This window comes from Amycolatopsis sp. NPDC058986, from assembly GCF_042741125.1.
Lineage (GTDB): Bacteria > Actinomycetota > Actinomycetes > Mycobacteriales > Pseudonocardiaceae > Amycolatopsis.
In genome coordinates this window covers 64,151-79,951 of record NZ_JBHYJW010000040.1, presented here as the reverse complement: position 1 = coordinate 79,951, position 15,801 = coordinate 64,151, and the positions used below count along the sequence as shown (strand labels likewise).

Below are 15,801 nucleotides of genomic sequence, written 5' to 3'. Positions count from 1 at the left end.
GGCGCACGCGCCTAATGCCGGTGATGATCGGGAAGACTGGGGCCGTGACCGAGAACGAGGCACGACCGGAACCACCGTTGCTGGGCGACGAACGCGCGCAGCTGACCGGGTTCCTCGACTACCTGCGCGCCACGGTGGTGCTGAAGGCGTCCGGACTGAGCGACGAGCAGGCCCGGCGTTCGCTGCTGCCCAGCGAACTGACCACGATCGCCGGGCTCGTCCGGCATCTGGCCTACGTCGAGCAGTACTGGTTCCGCGTGATCCTCAGCGGCGAGCCGGACACCTGGGCGGCGATCCTCGCCGAAGACCGCGACGCCGACTTCCGGCTCGACCCGGACGTCCCGCTCACCGAACTCGTCGCGGCCTACGAAGCGGAATGCCGGAACAGCCGCGAAGTCGTCGCCCGGCTCGGCTTCTCCGACGAGTTCCCGTTCCGCGACGGCAAGCGGCTCACCGTCCGCTGGGTGGTCGCGCACATGATCGAGGAGACCGGCAGGCACGCCGGGCACCTCGACCTGCTGCGGGAACTGATCGACGGCAGCACCGGCGAGTAGCCGCCGGGGACGGAGCCAATCCGGGCACGCGCCAGTCCCGAAGCCCTTGCGTGCACACGATCACCGCGCTGTACGACGCCACGGTCGCGTATGTCCGGCGGGCCGGGCCGCCGCACGCGTCCGCCCACCGGAGCTACCTGTGGCTCGTCGACCTCGACGCCCCGCCCCGGCTGCCCTGGTGGCTGCGGCCTTTCGCGCGCTTCGACGGCCGGGACCACTTCGCGCCCGGCGGCAGGGCGAGCATCCGCGCGAAACTGGACGCCTGGCTCGCGGGCAGGGGGATCGACCTGCGCGGCGGCCGGGTGCTGATGCTCGCCGGGGCACGCTCGCTCGGCCACGCGTTCAGTCCCATCACCGTTTTCTGGTGTCACGGCCCGGACGGCGCGCTCGCCTGTGTCGTCGCCGAGGTGCACGACACTCGCCGCGGCAGGCACGCCTATCTGCTGCGTCCCGGCGCGGGCGAGCGGTTCGCCGTCTCGCCGTTCCCGGCAATGGACGGTGAATACCGGATGCATCTGCCGAACCCGGAATCCCTGCTCGCGGTGACCGTCGCGTCCGAGCAGGAGGACCGGACGCCGTTTGTCGCTACGCTGCGAGGGGTTCGCCGCCCCGTGACGCGGTGGTGGCTGGTCCGCACCGTGCTGGCCCGGCCCTCGCTGCCACACCGGCCGGCCCGCGGCGACGGCATCGGGGCGCGGATCACGGCCGGTACCCCGCGGAACGCCGGAGGTCAGCTCGATGGATGAGACCGCGCGTCCCCGCCGGTTGTCGGCCGTCGGCCCGTCCGGGCTCACGGCCGAGGACCTCATGGTGCGGGTGGCGAAGGGGGACGAGCGAGCCTTCGAGCAGCTCTACGACGTCCTGGCCGGGCCGATTTTCGGGCTGGTGCGGCGCATCGTGCGCGACGTCACGCAGTCCGAGGAGGTCGCGCAGGAGGTGCTCGTCGAGCTGTGGCGCACGGCGACGCGGTACTCCCCGGCGAAGGGGAGCGCGCTGAACTGGGCGATGACACTGGCGCACCGCCGTGCCGTCGATCGTGTCCGCTCAGCGCGCGCGAGCACCGACCGGGAACAGAAGGCGACGTTCGAAGCGGCGCGGGGCAGGCCGTTCGACGAAGTCGCCGAATCGGTGACGGCGCGGCTGGAACGCTCGCAGGTCCGCCGCTGCCTTGACCACCTGACCGAACTGCAGCGGGAGTCCGTCCTGCTGGCGTACTACCAGGGCTACACGTATCGAGAGGTCGCCGAGGTGCTGGCCACCCCGCAGGGCACGATCAAGACCCGGCTGCGCGACGGGCTCATCCGGCTGCGCGACTGCCTGGGGGTGGGGTCGTGACCAGTCCCGAGATGCACACCCTCGCCGGCGCGTTCGCGCTCGACGCGGTGTCCGATGTGGAGCGTGCGGAGTTCCGGCGGCATCTGGAACAGTGCGAATCCTGCGCGCTGGAGGTCCGCGAACTGCGGGCCACCGCCGCGCGGCTGGGGATGGCGATGGCCGAGCCACCGCCGCCCGCGCTCAAGCACCGCGTGCTGGCGACGATGCACGCCACCCGCCAGCTGTCGCCGTCCGGACGCCGTGATCCCGCCGACGAGCCGCCCCCGCGCCGCGCCGGCAAGGCGTCCCGCTGGGGTGTCGCGGCGGCGGTGATCGGCTTCGCGCTCGCCGGGGTCGGCGGGGCGGTGGCGTACACGCAGAACCAGGATCTCGTCGCCGCGCGTCAGGAACTGGACCGGACCAAGGCCGCGTACGCGCCGGTGTCACGAGTCCTCGCCGCGCCGGACGCGAAGACCGGGCACGGGTCGGCGTCGATCGGCGGCGGCGGGACGGTGGTCGCGTCGCGGTCGATGGATCAGCTGGTGTTCATGGACACCGGGCTGCCGCCCCGGCCGCCGGGCCGCGTCTACCAGGCCTGGCTCATGCCGTCCGCGGGCGCGCCGCGCCCGGCCGGGCTGCTCAACGACGGCCCGACCGGATCGATGATCGTGGCGAACGGCCTGCGTGGCGCCGAAAAAGTCGCGTTGAGCATCGAGCGCGCGGGCGGTTCGACGACCGGCGCGCCGTCGGCGGACGTCGTGCTCGTGATGCCCATGCCGGGGTGATCTTGTGCCTTCCGCGGGCCTCCTGCTCTTGCGCCGGGGAACGCGTTGTGGGAAAACACCTTTGCTCCGCACGGCGTGGCTACTGGATTCCGGCCTGCGTGGTGCCTACCGTCCTGCTCAACGTCGGCAGTTGACATAACTCTCATTCTTGAGTTGAGGTTGAGGGTTTGCCGGGCCGACGGGCAGCACGGGCACAACGATCAGGAAGGCGGACCCGATGACGCCCCCGCACAACTACCTTGCGGTGATCAAGGTCGTCGGTATCGGCGGCGGCGGCGTGAACGCCGTGAACCGCATGATCGAGGTCGGCCTCAAGGGTGTCGAGTTCATCGCGGTGAACACCGACGCGCAGGCACTGCTCATGTCCGACGCCGACGTCAAGCTGGACATCGGCCGTGAACTCACCCGTGGCCTCGGCGCCGGCGCCGCCCCCGAGGTCGGCCAGAAGGCCGCCGAGGACCACCGCGAAGAGATCGAAGAGGTCATCAAGGGCGCCGACATGGTGTTCGTGACCGCCGGTGAGGGCGGCGGCACCGGCACCGGTGGCGCGCCCGTGGTCGCGCAGATCGCGCGCAAGCTCGGCGCGCTGACGATCGGCGTCGTGACCCGGCCGTTCACCTTCGAGGGCAAGCGCCGCGGCAAGCAGGCCGAGGAGGGCATCCAGGCGCTGCGCAACGAGTGCGACACGCTGATCGTCATCCCGAACGACCGGCTGCTGCAGCTCGGCGACATCGGCGTGTCCCTGATGGACGCGTTCCGCTCGGCCGACGAGGTGCTGCTGTCCGGTGTCCAGGGCATCACCGACCTGATCACCACGCCGGGCCTGATCAACCTGGACTTCGCCGACGTCAAGAGCGTCATGTCCGGCGCGGGCTCCGCGCTCATGGGCATCGGCTCCGCGCGCGGGGAGGGCCGGGCGATCCAGGCCGCGGAGAAGGCGATCAACTCGCCGCTGCTGGAGGCCTCGATGGACGGCGCCCACGGCGCGCTGCTGTCCATCGCGGGCGGCTCGGACCTGGGGCTGTTCGAGATCAACGAGGCCGCGTCGCTGGTGCAGGAGTCCGCGCACCCGGACGCGAACATCATCTTCGGGACGATCATCGACGACTCGCTCGGCGACGAGGTTCGCGTCACGGTGATCGCCGCCGGGTTCGACGCGGGCGCGCCGACGCACAAGAAGCTCGACCCCTCGACGTTCGGCTCGCGGCAGGGCGGTTCGACCGCCTCGGCCTCGGCCGGGCAGGTCGGCGGCGGGTCCACCCCGCCCGGCGGCACGCCGTCGCCCTCGGGCGCGACCCCGGTCCCGTCCTCGTCCAACGGGTCGAGCGGCTACCCGGTGCCCTCGACCCGCACCCACTCGCCGATCCCGCCCGCAGGCAACGGTTCCTCGGGCCACGGCGCCACGCACGGTTCGACCCCCGGTGGCCTTCCGCAGCCGGGTGGCGGCTCGCGGGGCTACTCGCCGCTGGGCTCGAGCTCGGGCCAGGGCAGCCTGCCGCACCGGGCCGCCCCGGTGCACGACGACCCGTCCGACGACGAGGTCGATGTGCCCCCGTTCATGCGGCGCTGATCTTCCGGAAGCTGCTGAAGGACGCCTTCGGTGCGCTCGACGCACCGAAGGCGTCCTTCACTGCGTTGGATGCACTGAAAGCGTCCTTCAGCACCCGGCCAGCCGCTGAAGGGCGCCGCGCGCTCGGCACTAGGCTTGGCGACGGGACACTTTCCCGGGGAAAAGAGGAGCGGACTTGCGGATCCGGCGGGTGGTCACGACCAGGGCGGGCGGAGCCTCCGCGCCGCCCTACGACAGCTTCAACCTCGGTGACCACGTCGGCGACGACATCGGGAACGTCTTCGCCAACCGCAAGCGGCTCGCCGCCGAACTCGGGCTCGGCGAGGATCGCCTGGCCTGGATGGAACAGGTGCACGGCCGGACGGTGACGGTCGTCGACGGCTCCGAGACGAAGGCCGCCGAAGGCACCGACGCGCTCGTGACCGCCGAGGCGGGGCTGGCGCTCGTGGTGCTCGTCGCGGACTGCGTTCCCGTACTGCTCGCCGACGCCGAGGCCGGCGTCGTGGCCGCGGTGCACGCGGGGCGAGTCGGCACGCGCGTCGGTGTCGTGCCCGCCGCGCTCGAACGGATGCGGGCGCTCGGCGCCGAGACGCACCGGATCGAAGCACTGCTCGGCCCCGCGATCTGCGGCGACTGCTACGAGGTCCCCGCCGACATGGCCGCCGACGTCGACAAGCACGTGCCCGGCAGCGCCTGCAAGACCCGCAAGGGCACGCCGGGCCTCGATCTGCGGGCGGGATTGTGGCGTCAGCTCGCCGACCACGGCGTCGGCCGGATCGGCCTCGACCCGCGCTGCACCGCCGAGGACAGGACGTTGTTCAGCTTCCGCCGCGACGGCACCACCGGCCGGATCGCCGGGATCACCTGGGTCGATCCGGCATGAGCGACGCCTGCGAGCGAATCATGGACATCATGCGCCAAAAGGAATCGAACACTGTCTCGCGAAGCGAGTCGATCGCATGAGCGTCGACTCCGACGCGAGGAAGGCCGAACTCGCGAAGTCCTTGGCAGCGCTGGAAGAGCGGATCGACGCCGCCTGCACCGCCGCCGGGCGCACCAGGGACGAGGTCCGCCTGATCGCGGTCACGAAGACGTTCCCCGCACTGGACGCCGCGCTGCTGGCCGACCTTGGCGTCACCGACGTCGGGGAGAACCGCGACCAGGACGCGGGGCCGAAGCGCGCCGAGGTCGCCGAGTTGCGACCCGAAGCGGCGCTGCGCTGGCACATGGTCGGCAGGCTGCAGCGCAACAAGGCCCGCTCGGTCGTGCGCTGGGCCGACGAGGTCCAGTCGGTCGACTCCGAACGGCTCGTGGACGCGCTCGCCAAGGCGGTCCACGTGGCGAGGGACACCGGTGACCGGGAACACCCGCTCGACGTGCTGATCCAGGTGAGTCTCGACGACGATCCGGCGCGCGGCGGCTGTCCGCTGGCCGGCCTCGATCGGCTGGCCGGCCATCTCGCGCGGGTGGGTGACCTGCGGCTACGCGGGCTGATGGCGGTGGCGCCGCTCGGTGCCGATCCGGCCGAGGCCTTCGCCCGGCTCGCCCGCGCGGGGGAGAGACTTCGCGAAGATCACCCGAATGCCGCAGAAGTCTCCGCCGGAATGAGCCATGATCTCGAGCAGGCGATCGCGCACGGCTCGACCTGTGTGCGTGTCGGAACCGCGTTGCTCGGCGGGCGCGGTTTAGCCTCGCCGTAGGGAGCCCGTCCGATGGTCACGGTGAGTGTCCACCGGGCGGGGTCGCACGGTGCGGGAGCGGCTAGGGCTAGGGAGAGGCATGAGCGCGCTGCAGAAGCTGAAGGCCTACTTCGGGATGGTGCCCGCAGAAGAGGACCAGTACTACGAAGAGGACTACCGGCGCGACGACCGGTCGGCGGACTACGACGGGTACGAACAGCCGCGGTCCCGGGGACGGTACCGCGACGAGGTGGACCCGTACGAGGAGCCGGTCGCACCCGCTCGGTCACGTTCCGTAATGGCTCGGGAGCGGTCCGAACCGCAGGTGCACGGCGCGCTCGCCGTCGACCGCGAGCCGGAGCCGGTCGCCCGGCTCCGGCCGGTGCAGGAGGCCCGCAGCGCCTACCGGGACGCCCTCAGCCGCATCATCACGGTGCACCCGTCGAGCTACACCGAAGCCCGCACGATCGGCGAGCACTTCCGTGAGGGCAACCCGGTCATCATCAATCTCACCGAGCTGGAGAACTCGGACGCGAAGCGGATCGTCGACTTCGCGGCGGGGCTCGCCTTCGCGGTGCGCGGCGCGATGGACAAGGTCACCAACAAGGTGTTCCTTCTCTCACCGCCGGACATCGACGTGACCGCGGAAGACCGTCGGCGGATTGCCGAGGGCGGATTGTTCCTGCGCGGCTGAAGTCGGATGAACCGCTGAGCGCAAGCAGACGTGATTTTGTCGACTCATCTCCGCGTCGACGCCCTTAGCTGCGTGTTCTGTCGGCCCTCCCGGCTACAGTGGTGAACGTGGAAGCTGTGTGGCTGGTCCTGTGGTACGTGCTGTTCGCGTTCTGGTTGTTGCTGACGGCGCGTATCGTGATCGAGCTCGTGCGCACCTTTGCGCGCGAGTGGCGTCCCGCCGGAGGGGTTGCGGTCACGCTCGAGACCATCTACACAGTGACCGACCCGCCGGTTCGCCTGTTCCGCCGCATCATCCCGATGGTGCGGATCGGCGGCGTCGGGCTGGACTTATCGATTATGGTGCTGCTGTTGGTTGTGTTCTTCGCGATGCAACTGGCGAATCCCAGGTAGTCGGGGAGACTTGGGTGACCCTGCAGGCCATGGAGTGCGTGAGGTGATCTGATGTCGTTGACCCCCGCTGACGTGCATAACGTCGCGTTCAGCAAGCCGCCCATCGGCAAGAGGGGCTACAACGAGGACGAGGTGGACGCGTTCCTCGACCTGGTGGAAACCGAGCTTGCCCGGTTGATCGAGGACAACAACGAGCTGCGGCAGCAGGTGGAGCAGCTCGACGCCGAGCTCGAGTCCACTCGGGGCGAGCTCGAGAACGCCAAGGTGAACGCGGTCAGCGGGCCGCCGCCCGTGCGTGACGAGCCGTCGCGCCGGCTGGCCCCGGTGCCGCCGCCGACCTCGCCGCTGGAGCAGACCCAGGCACACGGCATGGTCGGCGACAACGGCGAGCCGAACGTGCAGGCGGCCAAGGTCCTCGGGCTGGCACAGGAAATGGCCGACCGGCTCACCGCCGAGGCCAAGACCGAGTCGGACGGGATGCTGGCCGAGGCCAGGACGAAGTCCGAGCAGCTGCTCTCGGACGCGCGGGCGAAGTCGGACTCGATGGTGAACGAGGCGCGGACCCGTGCCGAGACGATGCTGAACGACGCGCGCACGCGCGCCGAGACGCTGGAGCGCCAGGCGCGCGACAAGGCGACCACGATGGAACGCGAGTCGCAGCGCAAGTACACCGAGGTGATGAACAACCTCAACGCCGAAAAGGGCGCGCTGGGCAAGAAGATCGAGGAGCTCCGCACGATCGAGCGGGAGTACCGCACGCGGCTGCGCGGGTTCCTCGAGTCCCAGCTCCGGGAGCTCGACGACCGCGGTTCCGCCGCACCGGCGTCGGCCTCCTCGAACTCGTCCCAGGGAGCGGGAGCTTCCGGCGGCGGACAGGGTTACTCGTTCGGCCCGCGGGCTGAAGCGGGCTGACCGAGGGGGTAGGGGTGAGGTGTGTTCGCGGAACACGCTCACCCAAGCCCTCGGTCAGGTGTCTTTTGGGGGTCGAACCCCCAAACCCCCGCCAGGGGGCAAGCCCCCTGGACCCCCGGTGGTGGTCGCTTCGGGCGCAGGCTCCCGGATCGTTGGTGGGGGTCGCTTATGGGCGGCTGCTCTCGGATTCCCGGTGGTGTGGCCTGGCAAGTAGCGGGTGGGGGTTTGCCTGCGCTGGGCGTGTTGTTCGGCTGTTCGTAGTGTGATCGGCCCGCAGGTATCGGAACGCGTCCGGTACCTGCGGGCCGTTGCTGCGTGGTGCTTGTGGCATCGATTACGTGTCGTGGGCGGGTCGTGACGGGGGCTGGGGCCGGGGCGTGCTGTAATTCAGCGTGCTTTACATCGTCCTGGTTCTCGTCCTGGCGGCCCTGGGCCTGCTCGTCGCGGCACTCATCACCGCCACCTCGCTCTGGGCCTGGATCTCCATCGGGCTTTCGGTCCTCGCCGGGCTGTCGCTCGTCCTGGACTGGCTGCGCAGGCGGCGCCGCGCGGCGGCCGCCGGAGCGGAGCCCGCCGAGACGGCCGAGTCCGCTGAGGACAGTGAAGACAGCGAAGACGCCGAGCCCGCAACGGAAACCGGCGAGACGTCGGAAGAGAAGGACGTCGAGCAGACCACCCTGCTCCCCAAGGCCGGTGAACTCGGCGACCCGGGTGACACACCCGAGCCCGATGTCTCCGAAGACGCCTCCGACGCCGAGAAAACCTCGACGATCGCGGCCGCTCCCGCGGTGCGGGACGGCGACCCACCCGAGGAACAGACTTCGGCCGACGACCTCGCCGTCGTCTCGGAACTCGAAGACGAGGTGGTCGTCGTCGACGAACACCCGCGGTATCACCTGACCGACTGCGGCTGGCTCGCCGGGCGCGACACCATCCCGATCGCCGTCGGCGAGGCACGCCAGCTCGGCTTCACCCCGTGCGGCCGCTGCACCCCGGACACCTCGTTGGCGGCCGCGCACCGCTGAGGCGCCGGAAACCCTTCAGGAAAGCCGGATTCCCAGGCGATCCCGCAATCCCGTCGCGCCCGCGTCGGTCACCCGCAGGGCGCGGTGTGCCTTCCCACGTTCGCGAACCCAGCCGAGTGCGGCGAACCGGGCCGCCACCGCCGCGCCGAGCCCGCCCGCGAGGTGGTGCCGTTGTTCGCTCCAGTCCAGGCAGAAGCGCAGCAGCGGCCGTCGCTGGGCGGCGACCGCGTCGAGATCCACGCCCAGATCTCCGAACACGTGCGTGGCGCGGGGGCCCAGCGCGTATGGATGTTTCTTGAGCTGTGCTGAGATTTGGTCGCCTTCGCGGCGCCGGGTGCTGGGCTCGCCGTCGAGCGTCACCAGTGCGTCCCGCTCCAGCAACGCCGCCGTGACCGCGACACCGAGCCGACCGGCGAGATGGTCGTAGCACGTTCTGGCCGCACGTAAGGCCTGCGCGCGTGTCCCTTCTCGCAGCGAGGTCACCGGCTGCGTGGGGGAGAGCCGCGCCAAGGTCTCCAGCACGTCCGCCGTGTCCGGGCCGGCCAGCCGGTAGAAGCGGTGCCGTCCGGATTTCTCCGCGATCACCAGCCCGGCCTCGCGCAGTTTCGCCAGGTGCGCGCTGACACCCTGCGCGGAGAGCCGGGCCTCGGCGGCCAGCACCGACGCGGCCAGCGCCCGGCCGTCGCTCAGCGCCATCAGCACCCGGACTCGCGCGGGGTCGGCGAACAACGCCGCCGTGCGCGCGATATCGGCGTCACCTTCCATGCCTCCAGCATGCCGCGCGGACACTTCCACCGCGATGGAAGTTTCGCGGGTGTCCACTAGGGACATGATCACCCACGCGGTCCGCTCGAAAACCCCGGTGCTGCTCGCCATGTGCGCGGGGATGTTCCTTGTCCAGCTCGACGTCACCGTCGTCAATGTCGCCTTGCCGACCATCGGCACCGAACTGCGGGCCGGGCTCGGTGCGCAGCAATGGGTCGTCGACGGGTACTCCGTCGTTCTGGCGGCGTTACTGCTCACCGGCGGCACGCTCGGCGATGTCTTCGGCCACCGCCGGATCGTCCACATCGGACTGACGATCTTCGGTGCGGCGTCGGCGTTGTGCGCGCTCGCGGGCTCGGTGCCGTGGCTGGTCCTGGCCAGGGCCGGACAGGGGCTGGGCGCGGCGCTGCTGCTGCCCGGCACCCTCGCCGTCATCACCGGCGCCTATCCGGAACGTCGTGAGCGGGCGCGTGCTCTCGGTGCCTGGGCGGGAATCTCCGCGGTGGCGCTGGCGGCGGGCCCGCTGCTCGGCGGGTTCGTGGTCGCGGCGGGGGGCTGGCGGCCGGTGTTCTGGCTCAACGTCCCGGTGGTGGTGCTCGCGATCCTTGCCACACAACGGTTCGTGCCGCCACACGTGCCGGCGGCCCGGCGCCGGGTCGACGTTGCGGGCGCGCTGACCGCGGCACTGGCTCTGGGATCGGGGGTCTTCGCGGTCATCGACGCGAACGCGATGGCGGCGGTGCTCGCGGTCGTGGCCGCGGTGGCGTTCGTGGTGATCGAACACCGCGCCGCCGACCCGATGCTGCCGCTGAACCTGCTGCGGTCGCGCGCCACCGCGGGCGCGAACCTGGTCGCCATGGCCATGAATTTCGTCGGCCTCGGCAGCATTCTCGTGCTGACGCTGTACCTTCAGCGCGTGCTCGGCGCGGATTCCCTTGTCGCGGCACTGGAAGTCTTCCCGATGTTCCTGCCGCTGTCGGCGCTGGGCCCGTTGTCCGGCAGGCTGGCCGCGCGGTTCGGCCCGCGGCCGCTGATGCTTTCCGGCCTGGCGCTGGGTGCGCTGAGCCTGCTCAACCTGCTCCGGATCGGGCCGGACAGCGGGTATCCGGCCCTGCTGCCGACGATGCTCGGCCTCGGCGTCGGGATGGGCCTGCTGACCCCGGCCGTGGTCACCGCCGCCGTGGCCGGGATCCCAGCCGAGCGAGCAGGGATCGCCAGCGGCGTCAACAACACTGCCCGGCAGGCGGCCGGTGCGCTCGGCGTCGCGGTTTTCGGTGCGGTGGCGGGAGAACCCGCGCACCACGACGCGTTCCTCGCGGGCCTGCACATCGTCGGCCTCGCCGCCGCGGTGCTGTGGGTGGCCGCGATCGCGGTCACGCTGGTGACGATCCCTGTCCGGTGAGTTCGGCAAGCAGCGCTTCGAGGCCTTCGCGTTGGCGGTCCGCGTCCGGCGGGAGACCCGCGAGCGCTGCTTCCACCGCTTCCCGTGCTTCCGCCGTGCGGCCGAGGTCGGTGAGCAGCCGTCCGCGGAGCGCGTCGGCGAACGCGGCCTCGGTCGTCGCGCCGACGCCCCGCAGCAACTCGGCGGCCGTGGCCACCCGCTCCAGCGCGTCGTCCGGACGGCCGCAGTTCGCCAGCAGGCGAGCGCCGTTGTAGCCGACCATCGCGCGCTCCCACCGGACGATCGGCTCGTCGCCGTCGAGCGTGTCGGCGCACTTTTCCGCCGCCGCCAAGGCTTCGAGCGCCTTGTCCGGTTCTCCGGCCCACAGCCACGACAGCGTCGCGCAGCGGAGATTGCGTACGGAGTCGAGGGGGAGTTCGGCGGTGCGGAAGTACTCCGCGGCGCGGACGTAGTGCTCGGCCGCTTCGGCGTCGTGGTCGAGTTCGTCGAGGATGTCCGCGGCGGTCTCGGCCGCCTGCCCGGCCGCGGGCGGATGCTCGGCGGCGTCGAAGTGCTCGATCACCGGCTCCAGCAGGGCACATGCCTGCTCCCGCTGACCGAGCGCGCGGTACGCCCCGGCGAGCAGGTAACGGGCCCGCGCCAGCTCGCTTTCGTCGCCGACGCGCTCCAGGACGTCGATCGCGTCCTCCGCCGCGTCCGCGACCTCCTCCGGACGGTCGAGCCGATCGCTCGCGGCCGCGAGCTCGACCCGGGCGTGGGCGGCGCCGGTGCTGTCCCCGGCCGCGGTCAGGTCGGCGACCGCGTCGCGGTAGTGCTGTACCGCGTCGGCGGGGCGGTCGAGGTCGAGAGCGAGCCTGCCGAGGGTGAACCGCGCCTGGGCACGCAGTTCCGGGTCGGTGGCGGCCTCGGCGTTCGCCGCCGCGGTGTAGGCGTAGTCCAGTTCGCCGAGTGCCGCGCTCATCCGTGCCGCCGCGATCGTCGCCCTCGCCGCGTGGTTGGGGGAGCGGGCCTCGGTGAACACCGCCGCCCCGCGCTCCGCCAGTTCCCTTGCCGCACCAAGATTTTCCGGGCCGCTCCGTGCGACCAGGTCGGCACGCTGCAGCAGGATCCGTCCGGTCAGTTCGGCGGATCCCGACGCGGCGACGGCGTCCTCGGCCCGGCCGAGCACGTCGAGCGCGGCGTCGGCATCGCCGGAAGCGAGCTGCCCCAAGGACAACCGCAGCAGCGCGCGGACGTACTGGTCCTGATCGCCCAGCGTGGCGAGTGCCGACACAGCGGTGCCGAGTGTGGACAGACCCGAATCGCTGTCACCGGACCGGCACCGGGCGAGCGCGGCCTTGCTCGACGCGGCATGCCGGGCGATCTCGTCGCCCGCCTCGGCGAACAGCTCGGCCGCGCGAGTCCAGTCGCGTTCGGCCGCTTCGACGTCCTCGCCCACGATCGCGGCGGCGGCCCCGGCGATTCGTCTGGCCAGCAGCTCTCCGGTGGGTTCCGGGCACACCTCGTCGAACCTCGCCCACGCGGCAGCGGCGGCGATGTCGTCGTCGAGCAGGTACCGCTCCTCGGCGAGATCCGCCAGCGCCGCCGGAGTGTCCGGATAGGACGGTTCCGCGAGCACCGGCTCCGATGTCGCAGCCGGACGGGACACCGGCCCGGACAGCGGAAGGTGTTCGACGAGCGGTTCGGCGGCGAGGACCGAGCGGATCCGGTCGCCCTGTTCGCTCGTCCCGTTGCGGGCGTCGAAGCGGGTCGCGATCGCCAGCGCGCGTTCGGAAAGTTCGGCGTGCAAGGCTTTGACGGAGATCTCCCCGCCGGGCCGTTTCACTTTCGCGTCGCCGTGCCCGGACTCCGCCACCCGCCGCAGGGTCAGCGCCGCCGTCGCGGAGAACTCCATCTCGGTGTACGGGCTGGGCGCCTCGGCGAGCCAGCCGAGGTGCCGCTCGAGCAGTTCCAGCCCCCGCGCGTGGTTGCCGGTGAGTGCGCAGAATTCGAGGTGGTCGCTCACGTCGCCGAGCTGGGTGCGGTCGTGCCGGATCGCGCGGTAGGCCTGCCGATGTGCCCGCGCCGCCTCCGCCATCCGTCCAGTGTGGACATACGGGAGCAGCAGCGAGGTCAGGACGGTGTGCGGCTGCTCGACACAGGTGAAGACGCCGCCGAGCACCGGTTCGGCGATCGCGATGGCTTCCTCGAAGCGGCCGTACCGGCTCAGGTGCCAGACCTTCGCGCTGGGTTCGCAGCCGACGCAGTCCGACATCTCGCCGCGCGGCGACGCCGTCCATAGCCGGTACTGTTCGGCGGCCGTTTCGTGCTCGCCGACGTGCCGGGCGACCAGTTCCCGGTGCTGGTGCACGGGGTTCATCGTGTGCCCGGCGACACGGTACCGGCGTTCCATGTCGTCGAGGACGGCGTACGTGCGATCCAGCGGCATCTCGGGAAACCGCGTCATCGAGCTGACAAGGAACTTGAAGGCCCAGTAGAGGTGATCGTCCCAGCGCGGATCGGCCTCGCCGCGGTCGTACACCGCGAGGCACCACGAGAACGGCACGAACGCCTTGGCGGGCTCGCCGCCCTGCTGATAGGCGCTGATGACGAAGATCCGGGCGGCGTACCGAAGCTCCGGCGAGCCTTCGGCGTCGGCGGTCCTGAGCACGCTTTCCAGCGCGGTGATCTGGCCCTTCCCACGCGGCAGCCGCTGCGACGCCCACAGCTTTTCCCACAGGGCTTCGTCGGTCGCGGCCATCAGCGCTCCTGTGCGGGGACGGCGTGCTCGAGCAGGCCGAGGAACGAACGGTTCAGCAGCGCGGAGTCCGCGGGCCGGATCGGGTGATGACCCAGCAGCAGGGCCTGGCCGTAGAGCGATTCGACGGCCAGTGCGGTGAGCTCCGCGTCCTGGAGCCGGGAAACCCGCTGTACCAAGGGATTCCGGTAGTTGAGCACGAGTTGCGGGCGGTCCTGTTCCGGCTTCTCGAAGGCCGAGAGCACCCCGGCCCACAGATCGTCCACTTTGTCCTTGGTCGCGCGCAGCTCGCCGGCGAACGCGGCGGCGCGGTCGACGAGATAGAGCACCGGTAGCGTCACGGGCTCGAACTCGCGCAGCACGACCTCGCAGCCGAGCCGGTCGACGGACCGTTGTGCCGCCGCGACGAACGGCCGGGTGGCGAGTGCGGCGGCGGTGTCCAGTTCGGCGAAGGCCGTGGTGATGTCGCTCGGGTCGAGCCGTTCGACGAGCAGGCCGGGTTCCAGCACACGCATGCGTTCGACGAGTTCGCTGTCGTAGGTGTACCCGCCGTTGATCACCGGGACGTCCTGCGCGGCCGCGACACCGGCCAGCTGGCTGAACTCCTCGGTGGTCGCGCAGTAGCGGAGAACCCCGTACCGGGCACGGAAATCGGCGAGGGTCATGCGGCCGGCGTTGGTTTCCAGCGGCCACCACTCGTCGACCAGCCGCAGCATCTCGTCGTCGTGCAGTGCCAGCGCCTTGACGCCGAGGTGGTGGACGCCGAGGAACCGGTTGAGCCGCTCGGGATGGGTACCTGCCAGACCGACGAGCCAGCCGCGCAACCGGTCGCCGAGTGCTTCGCGGGTGGCGGCGAGCTGCTCGTCGTCGTACAGCGCTTCCCGGCTCGCCGTCGGCCGCAGCTCGCCGGTGTCCACGACGCAGCGGGCGAAGAACGCCCAGTCCGGCAGCAGGCCCGGCGCGTTCTCCGCGAGCAGCATCCGCTTGAGGTACACGCGGTGTCCCGCGTGCTCGGCGGGGTTCGCGGGGAACGGCAGCACATAGGCGACACCGGTTAGCCCGGCCTCGGGGACGTCGAGCTCGACGACGTCGAACGGGGTGAAGCCGAAGGTTTCCTGGGCGTAGCCGACGAGGTCCGCGGCGCGGTGCCCGGCTGCCCGGTCGTCGGCCCGCCACGGGGTGCCCGCGCCGCTGATCGCCTTGCCGTTCACGGTGATCTCGAACGGCAGCATCGAGCCGTACAGCGCCGCGAGGCCGGTGACCGTCTCCGGGACGAACCACTGCTCCGCGCCGGGGCGCGCGGTGAGGGTGACCGTGGTGCCCGCCGTTTCCCGCTCACCGGGACCGATGGCGTAGGTGCCGTCCGCGTGGCCGGTCCACGTCACCGCCGGGCCGCCGTGCGCGGAGCGGGTGACGACGCGGGCCTCGTCGGCGACCAGGAAAGCGGACAGCAGCCCGATGCCGAACTGGCCGAGGAACTCGTGCCTTCCGTAGCCGAGTTCGTCCCGTTTGGAGCTCCGGCCGATGGTCGCGAGCAGTTCGTGCACCTGTGCCTCGGAAAGGCCGATTCCCGTGTCGGTGATCCGGAGCGTCCCACCGTCGACCTCGATCGCGATGCCGGCGGGTGCCGTGGGATCGGCCGAGCGCCGCGCGGTCACGGCGTCGACGGCGTTCTGGAGCAGCTCCCGGACGTAGACCCGCGGGCTCGAATAGAGGTGCTGGCTCAGCAGGTCGACGACACCGCGAAGATCTACCTGAAAACTACGGCTCACCGTGAATGTTCCCCCATGGCGTTGCGACGTCGGCTCAACACGGCCTCAGCACGCCTGAGACGGAGCACGTCAGCCGCCATCGTATCGAGAACGAGCCGTTCTGCGTCACCGACTTTCGGTACGCGGCACCGTCCGGCGCCGCTTCGCCGGGACATCCACAGTGGAAGTGTCACGTTCGATCCCTTGTGGACAGTCTATTG

General features: G+C 71.0%; 15 protein-coding genes. 12 read left to right on the top strand and 3 right to left on the bottom strand.

Annotated features, from left to right (window positions below; genetic code table 11):
• The first annotated feature begins 44 nt into the window (after positions 1–44).
• From ACFW0G_RS30105 to ACFW0G_RS30055, 11 genes are all read left to right on the top strand, one after another.
• Complete coding sequence (locus ACFW0G_RS30105; protein ID WP_378328802.1) at positions 45–554, top strand: DinB family protein; 510 nt, start codon at positions 45–47, stop codon at positions 552–554.
• 50 nt (positions 555–604) lie between these two features.
• Positions 605–1,300 (top strand): DUF1365 domain-containing protein, encoded by a 696-nt coding sequence (locus ACFW0G_RS30100; protein ID WP_378328801.1) that lies wholly within the window; start codon positions 605–607, stop codon positions 1,298–1,300.
• Positions 1,293–1,889 (top strand): ECF RNA polymerase sigma factor SigK, encoded by a 597-nt coding sequence (gene sigK / locus ACFW0G_RS30095; protein ID WP_378328800.1) that lies wholly within the window; start codon positions 1,293–1,295, stop codon positions 1,887–1,889. Before ACFW0G_RS30100 ends, sigK begins: the two co-directional genes overlap by 8 nt.
• The gene (locus ACFW0G_RS30090) at positions 1,886–2,653 is read left to right on the top strand and encodes an anti-sigma factor domain-containing protein (RefSeq protein ID WP_378328799.1); all 768 of its coding nucleotides are present in this window, start codon (positions 1,886–1,888) and stop codon (positions 2,651–2,653) included. The genes sigK and ACFW0G_RS30090 overlap by 4 nt, the downstream gene beginning before the upstream one ends.
• 217 nt (positions 2,654–2,870) lie before the next feature.
• On the top strand, positions 2,871–4,223 hold the full coding sequence (gene ftsZ / locus ACFW0G_RS30085) for a cell division protein FtsZ (protein WP_378328798.1): 1,353 nt from the start codon (positions 2,871–2,873) through the stop codon (positions 4,221–4,223).
• Positions 4,224–4,398: 175 nt separating this feature from the next.
• Complete coding sequence (pgeF, locus tag ACFW0G_RS30080; RefSeq protein ID WP_378328797.1) at positions 4,399–5,106, top strand: peptidoglycan editing factor PgeF; 708 nt, start codon at positions 4,399–4,401, stop codon at positions 5,104–5,106.
• 76 nt (positions 5,107–5,182) lie between these two features.
• Complete coding sequence (locus ACFW0G_RS30075) at positions 5,183–5,923, top strand: YggS family pyridoxal phosphate-dependent enzyme (RefSeq protein WP_378328796.1); 741 nt, start codon at positions 5,183–5,185, stop codon at positions 5,921–5,923.
• Positions 5,924–6,002: 79 nt separating this feature from the next.
• Entirely contained in the window at positions 6,003–6,596 is a 594-nt protein-coding gene (locus tag ACFW0G_RS30070) for a cell division protein SepF (protein ID WP_378328795.1), read from the top strand.
• A gap of 116 nt (positions 6,597–6,712) precedes the next feature.
• On the top strand, positions 6,713–6,988 hold the full coding sequence (locus ACFW0G_RS30065; RefSeq protein WP_345402452.1) for a YggT family protein: 276 nt from the start codon (positions 6,713–6,715) through the stop codon (positions 6,986–6,988).
• A gap of 51 nt (positions 6,989–7,039) precedes the next feature.
• Entirely contained in the window at positions 7,040–7,900 is an 861-nt protein-coding gene (locus ACFW0G_RS30060; RefSeq protein WP_378328794.1) for a DivIVA domain-containing protein, read from the top strand.
• Between the two features lie 392 nt (positions 7,901–8,292).
• Positions 8,293–8,925 (top strand): hypothetical protein, encoded by a 633-nt coding sequence (locus tag ACFW0G_RS30055; RefSeq protein ID WP_378328793.1) that lies wholly within the window; start codon positions 8,293–8,295, stop codon positions 8,923–8,925.
• A gap of 15 nt (positions 8,926–8,940) precedes the next feature.
• On the opposite strand, the gene ACFW0G_RS30050 is transcribed toward ACFW0G_RS30055, so the two are convergent.
• The gene (locus ACFW0G_RS30050) at positions 8,941–9,690 is read right to left on the bottom strand and encodes an ArsR/SmtB family transcription factor (protein ID WP_378328792.1); all 750 of its coding nucleotides are present in this window, start codon (positions 9,688–9,690) and stop codon (positions 8,941–8,943) included.
• A gap of 64 nt (positions 9,691–9,754) precedes the next feature.
• On the opposite strand from ACFW0G_RS30050, the gene ACFW0G_RS30045 reads away from it, so the two are divergent.
• Complete coding sequence (locus tag ACFW0G_RS30045; protein ID WP_378328791.1) at positions 9,755–11,092, top strand: MFS transporter; 1,338 nt, start codon at positions 9,755–9,757, stop codon at positions 11,090–11,092.
• Here ACFW0G_RS30045 and ACFW0G_RS30040 read toward each other — a convergent pair.
• Both ACFW0G_RS30040 and ACFW0G_RS30035 read right to left on the bottom strand, forming a co-directional pair.
• A complete protein-coding gene (locus tag ACFW0G_RS30040) occupies positions 11,064–13,832 on the bottom strand; it encodes a tetratricopeptide repeat protein (protein ID WP_378328790.1) in 2,769 nt (922 codons plus the stop codon). The two genes, ACFW0G_RS30045 and ACFW0G_RS30040, sit on opposite strands and share 29 nt — an antisense overlap.
• Positions 13,832–15,601, bottom strand: a complete 1,770-nt coding sequence (locus ACFW0G_RS30035) for an HSP90 family protein (protein WP_378328789.1) — start codon at positions 15,599–15,601, stop codon at positions 13,832–13,834. The genes ACFW0G_RS30040 and ACFW0G_RS30035 overlap by 1 nt, the downstream gene beginning before the upstream one ends.
• Positions 15,602–15,801: the final 200 nt, after the last annotated feature.

Coding starts and splice junctions, on each gene's coding strand:
- ftsZ (WP_378328798.1), top strand. CDS start 2,871: ATGACGCCCCCGCACAACTACCTTGCGGTGATCAAGGTCGTCGGTATC.
- ACFW0G_RS30070 (WP_378328795.1), top strand. CDS start 6,003: ATGAGCGCGCTGCAGAAGCTGAAGGCCTACTTCGGGATGGTGCCCGCA.
- ACFW0G_RS30050 (WP_378328792.1), bottom strand. CDS start 9,690: ATGGAAGGTGACGCCGATATCGCGCGCACGGCGGCGTTGTTCGCCGAC.
- ACFW0G_RS30060 (WP_378328794.1), top strand. CDS start 7,040: ATGTCGTTGACCCCCGCTGACGTGCATAACGTCGCGTTCAGCAAGCCG.
- ACFW0G_RS30040 (WP_378328790.1), bottom strand. CDS start 13,832: ATGGCCGCGACCGACGAAGCCCTGTGGGAAAAGCTGTGGGCGTCGCAG.
- ACFW0G_RS30045 (WP_378328791.1), top strand. CDS start 9,755: ATGATCACCCACGCGGTCCGCTCGAAAACCCCGGTGCTGCTCGCCATG.
- ACFW0G_RS30075 (WP_378328796.1), top strand. CDS start 5,183: ATGAGCGTCGACTCCGACGCGAGGAAGGCCGAACTCGCGAAGTCCTTG.
- sigK (WP_378328800.1), top strand. CDS start 1,293: ATGGATGAGACCGCGCGTCCCCGCCGGTTGTCGGCCGTCGGCCCGTCC.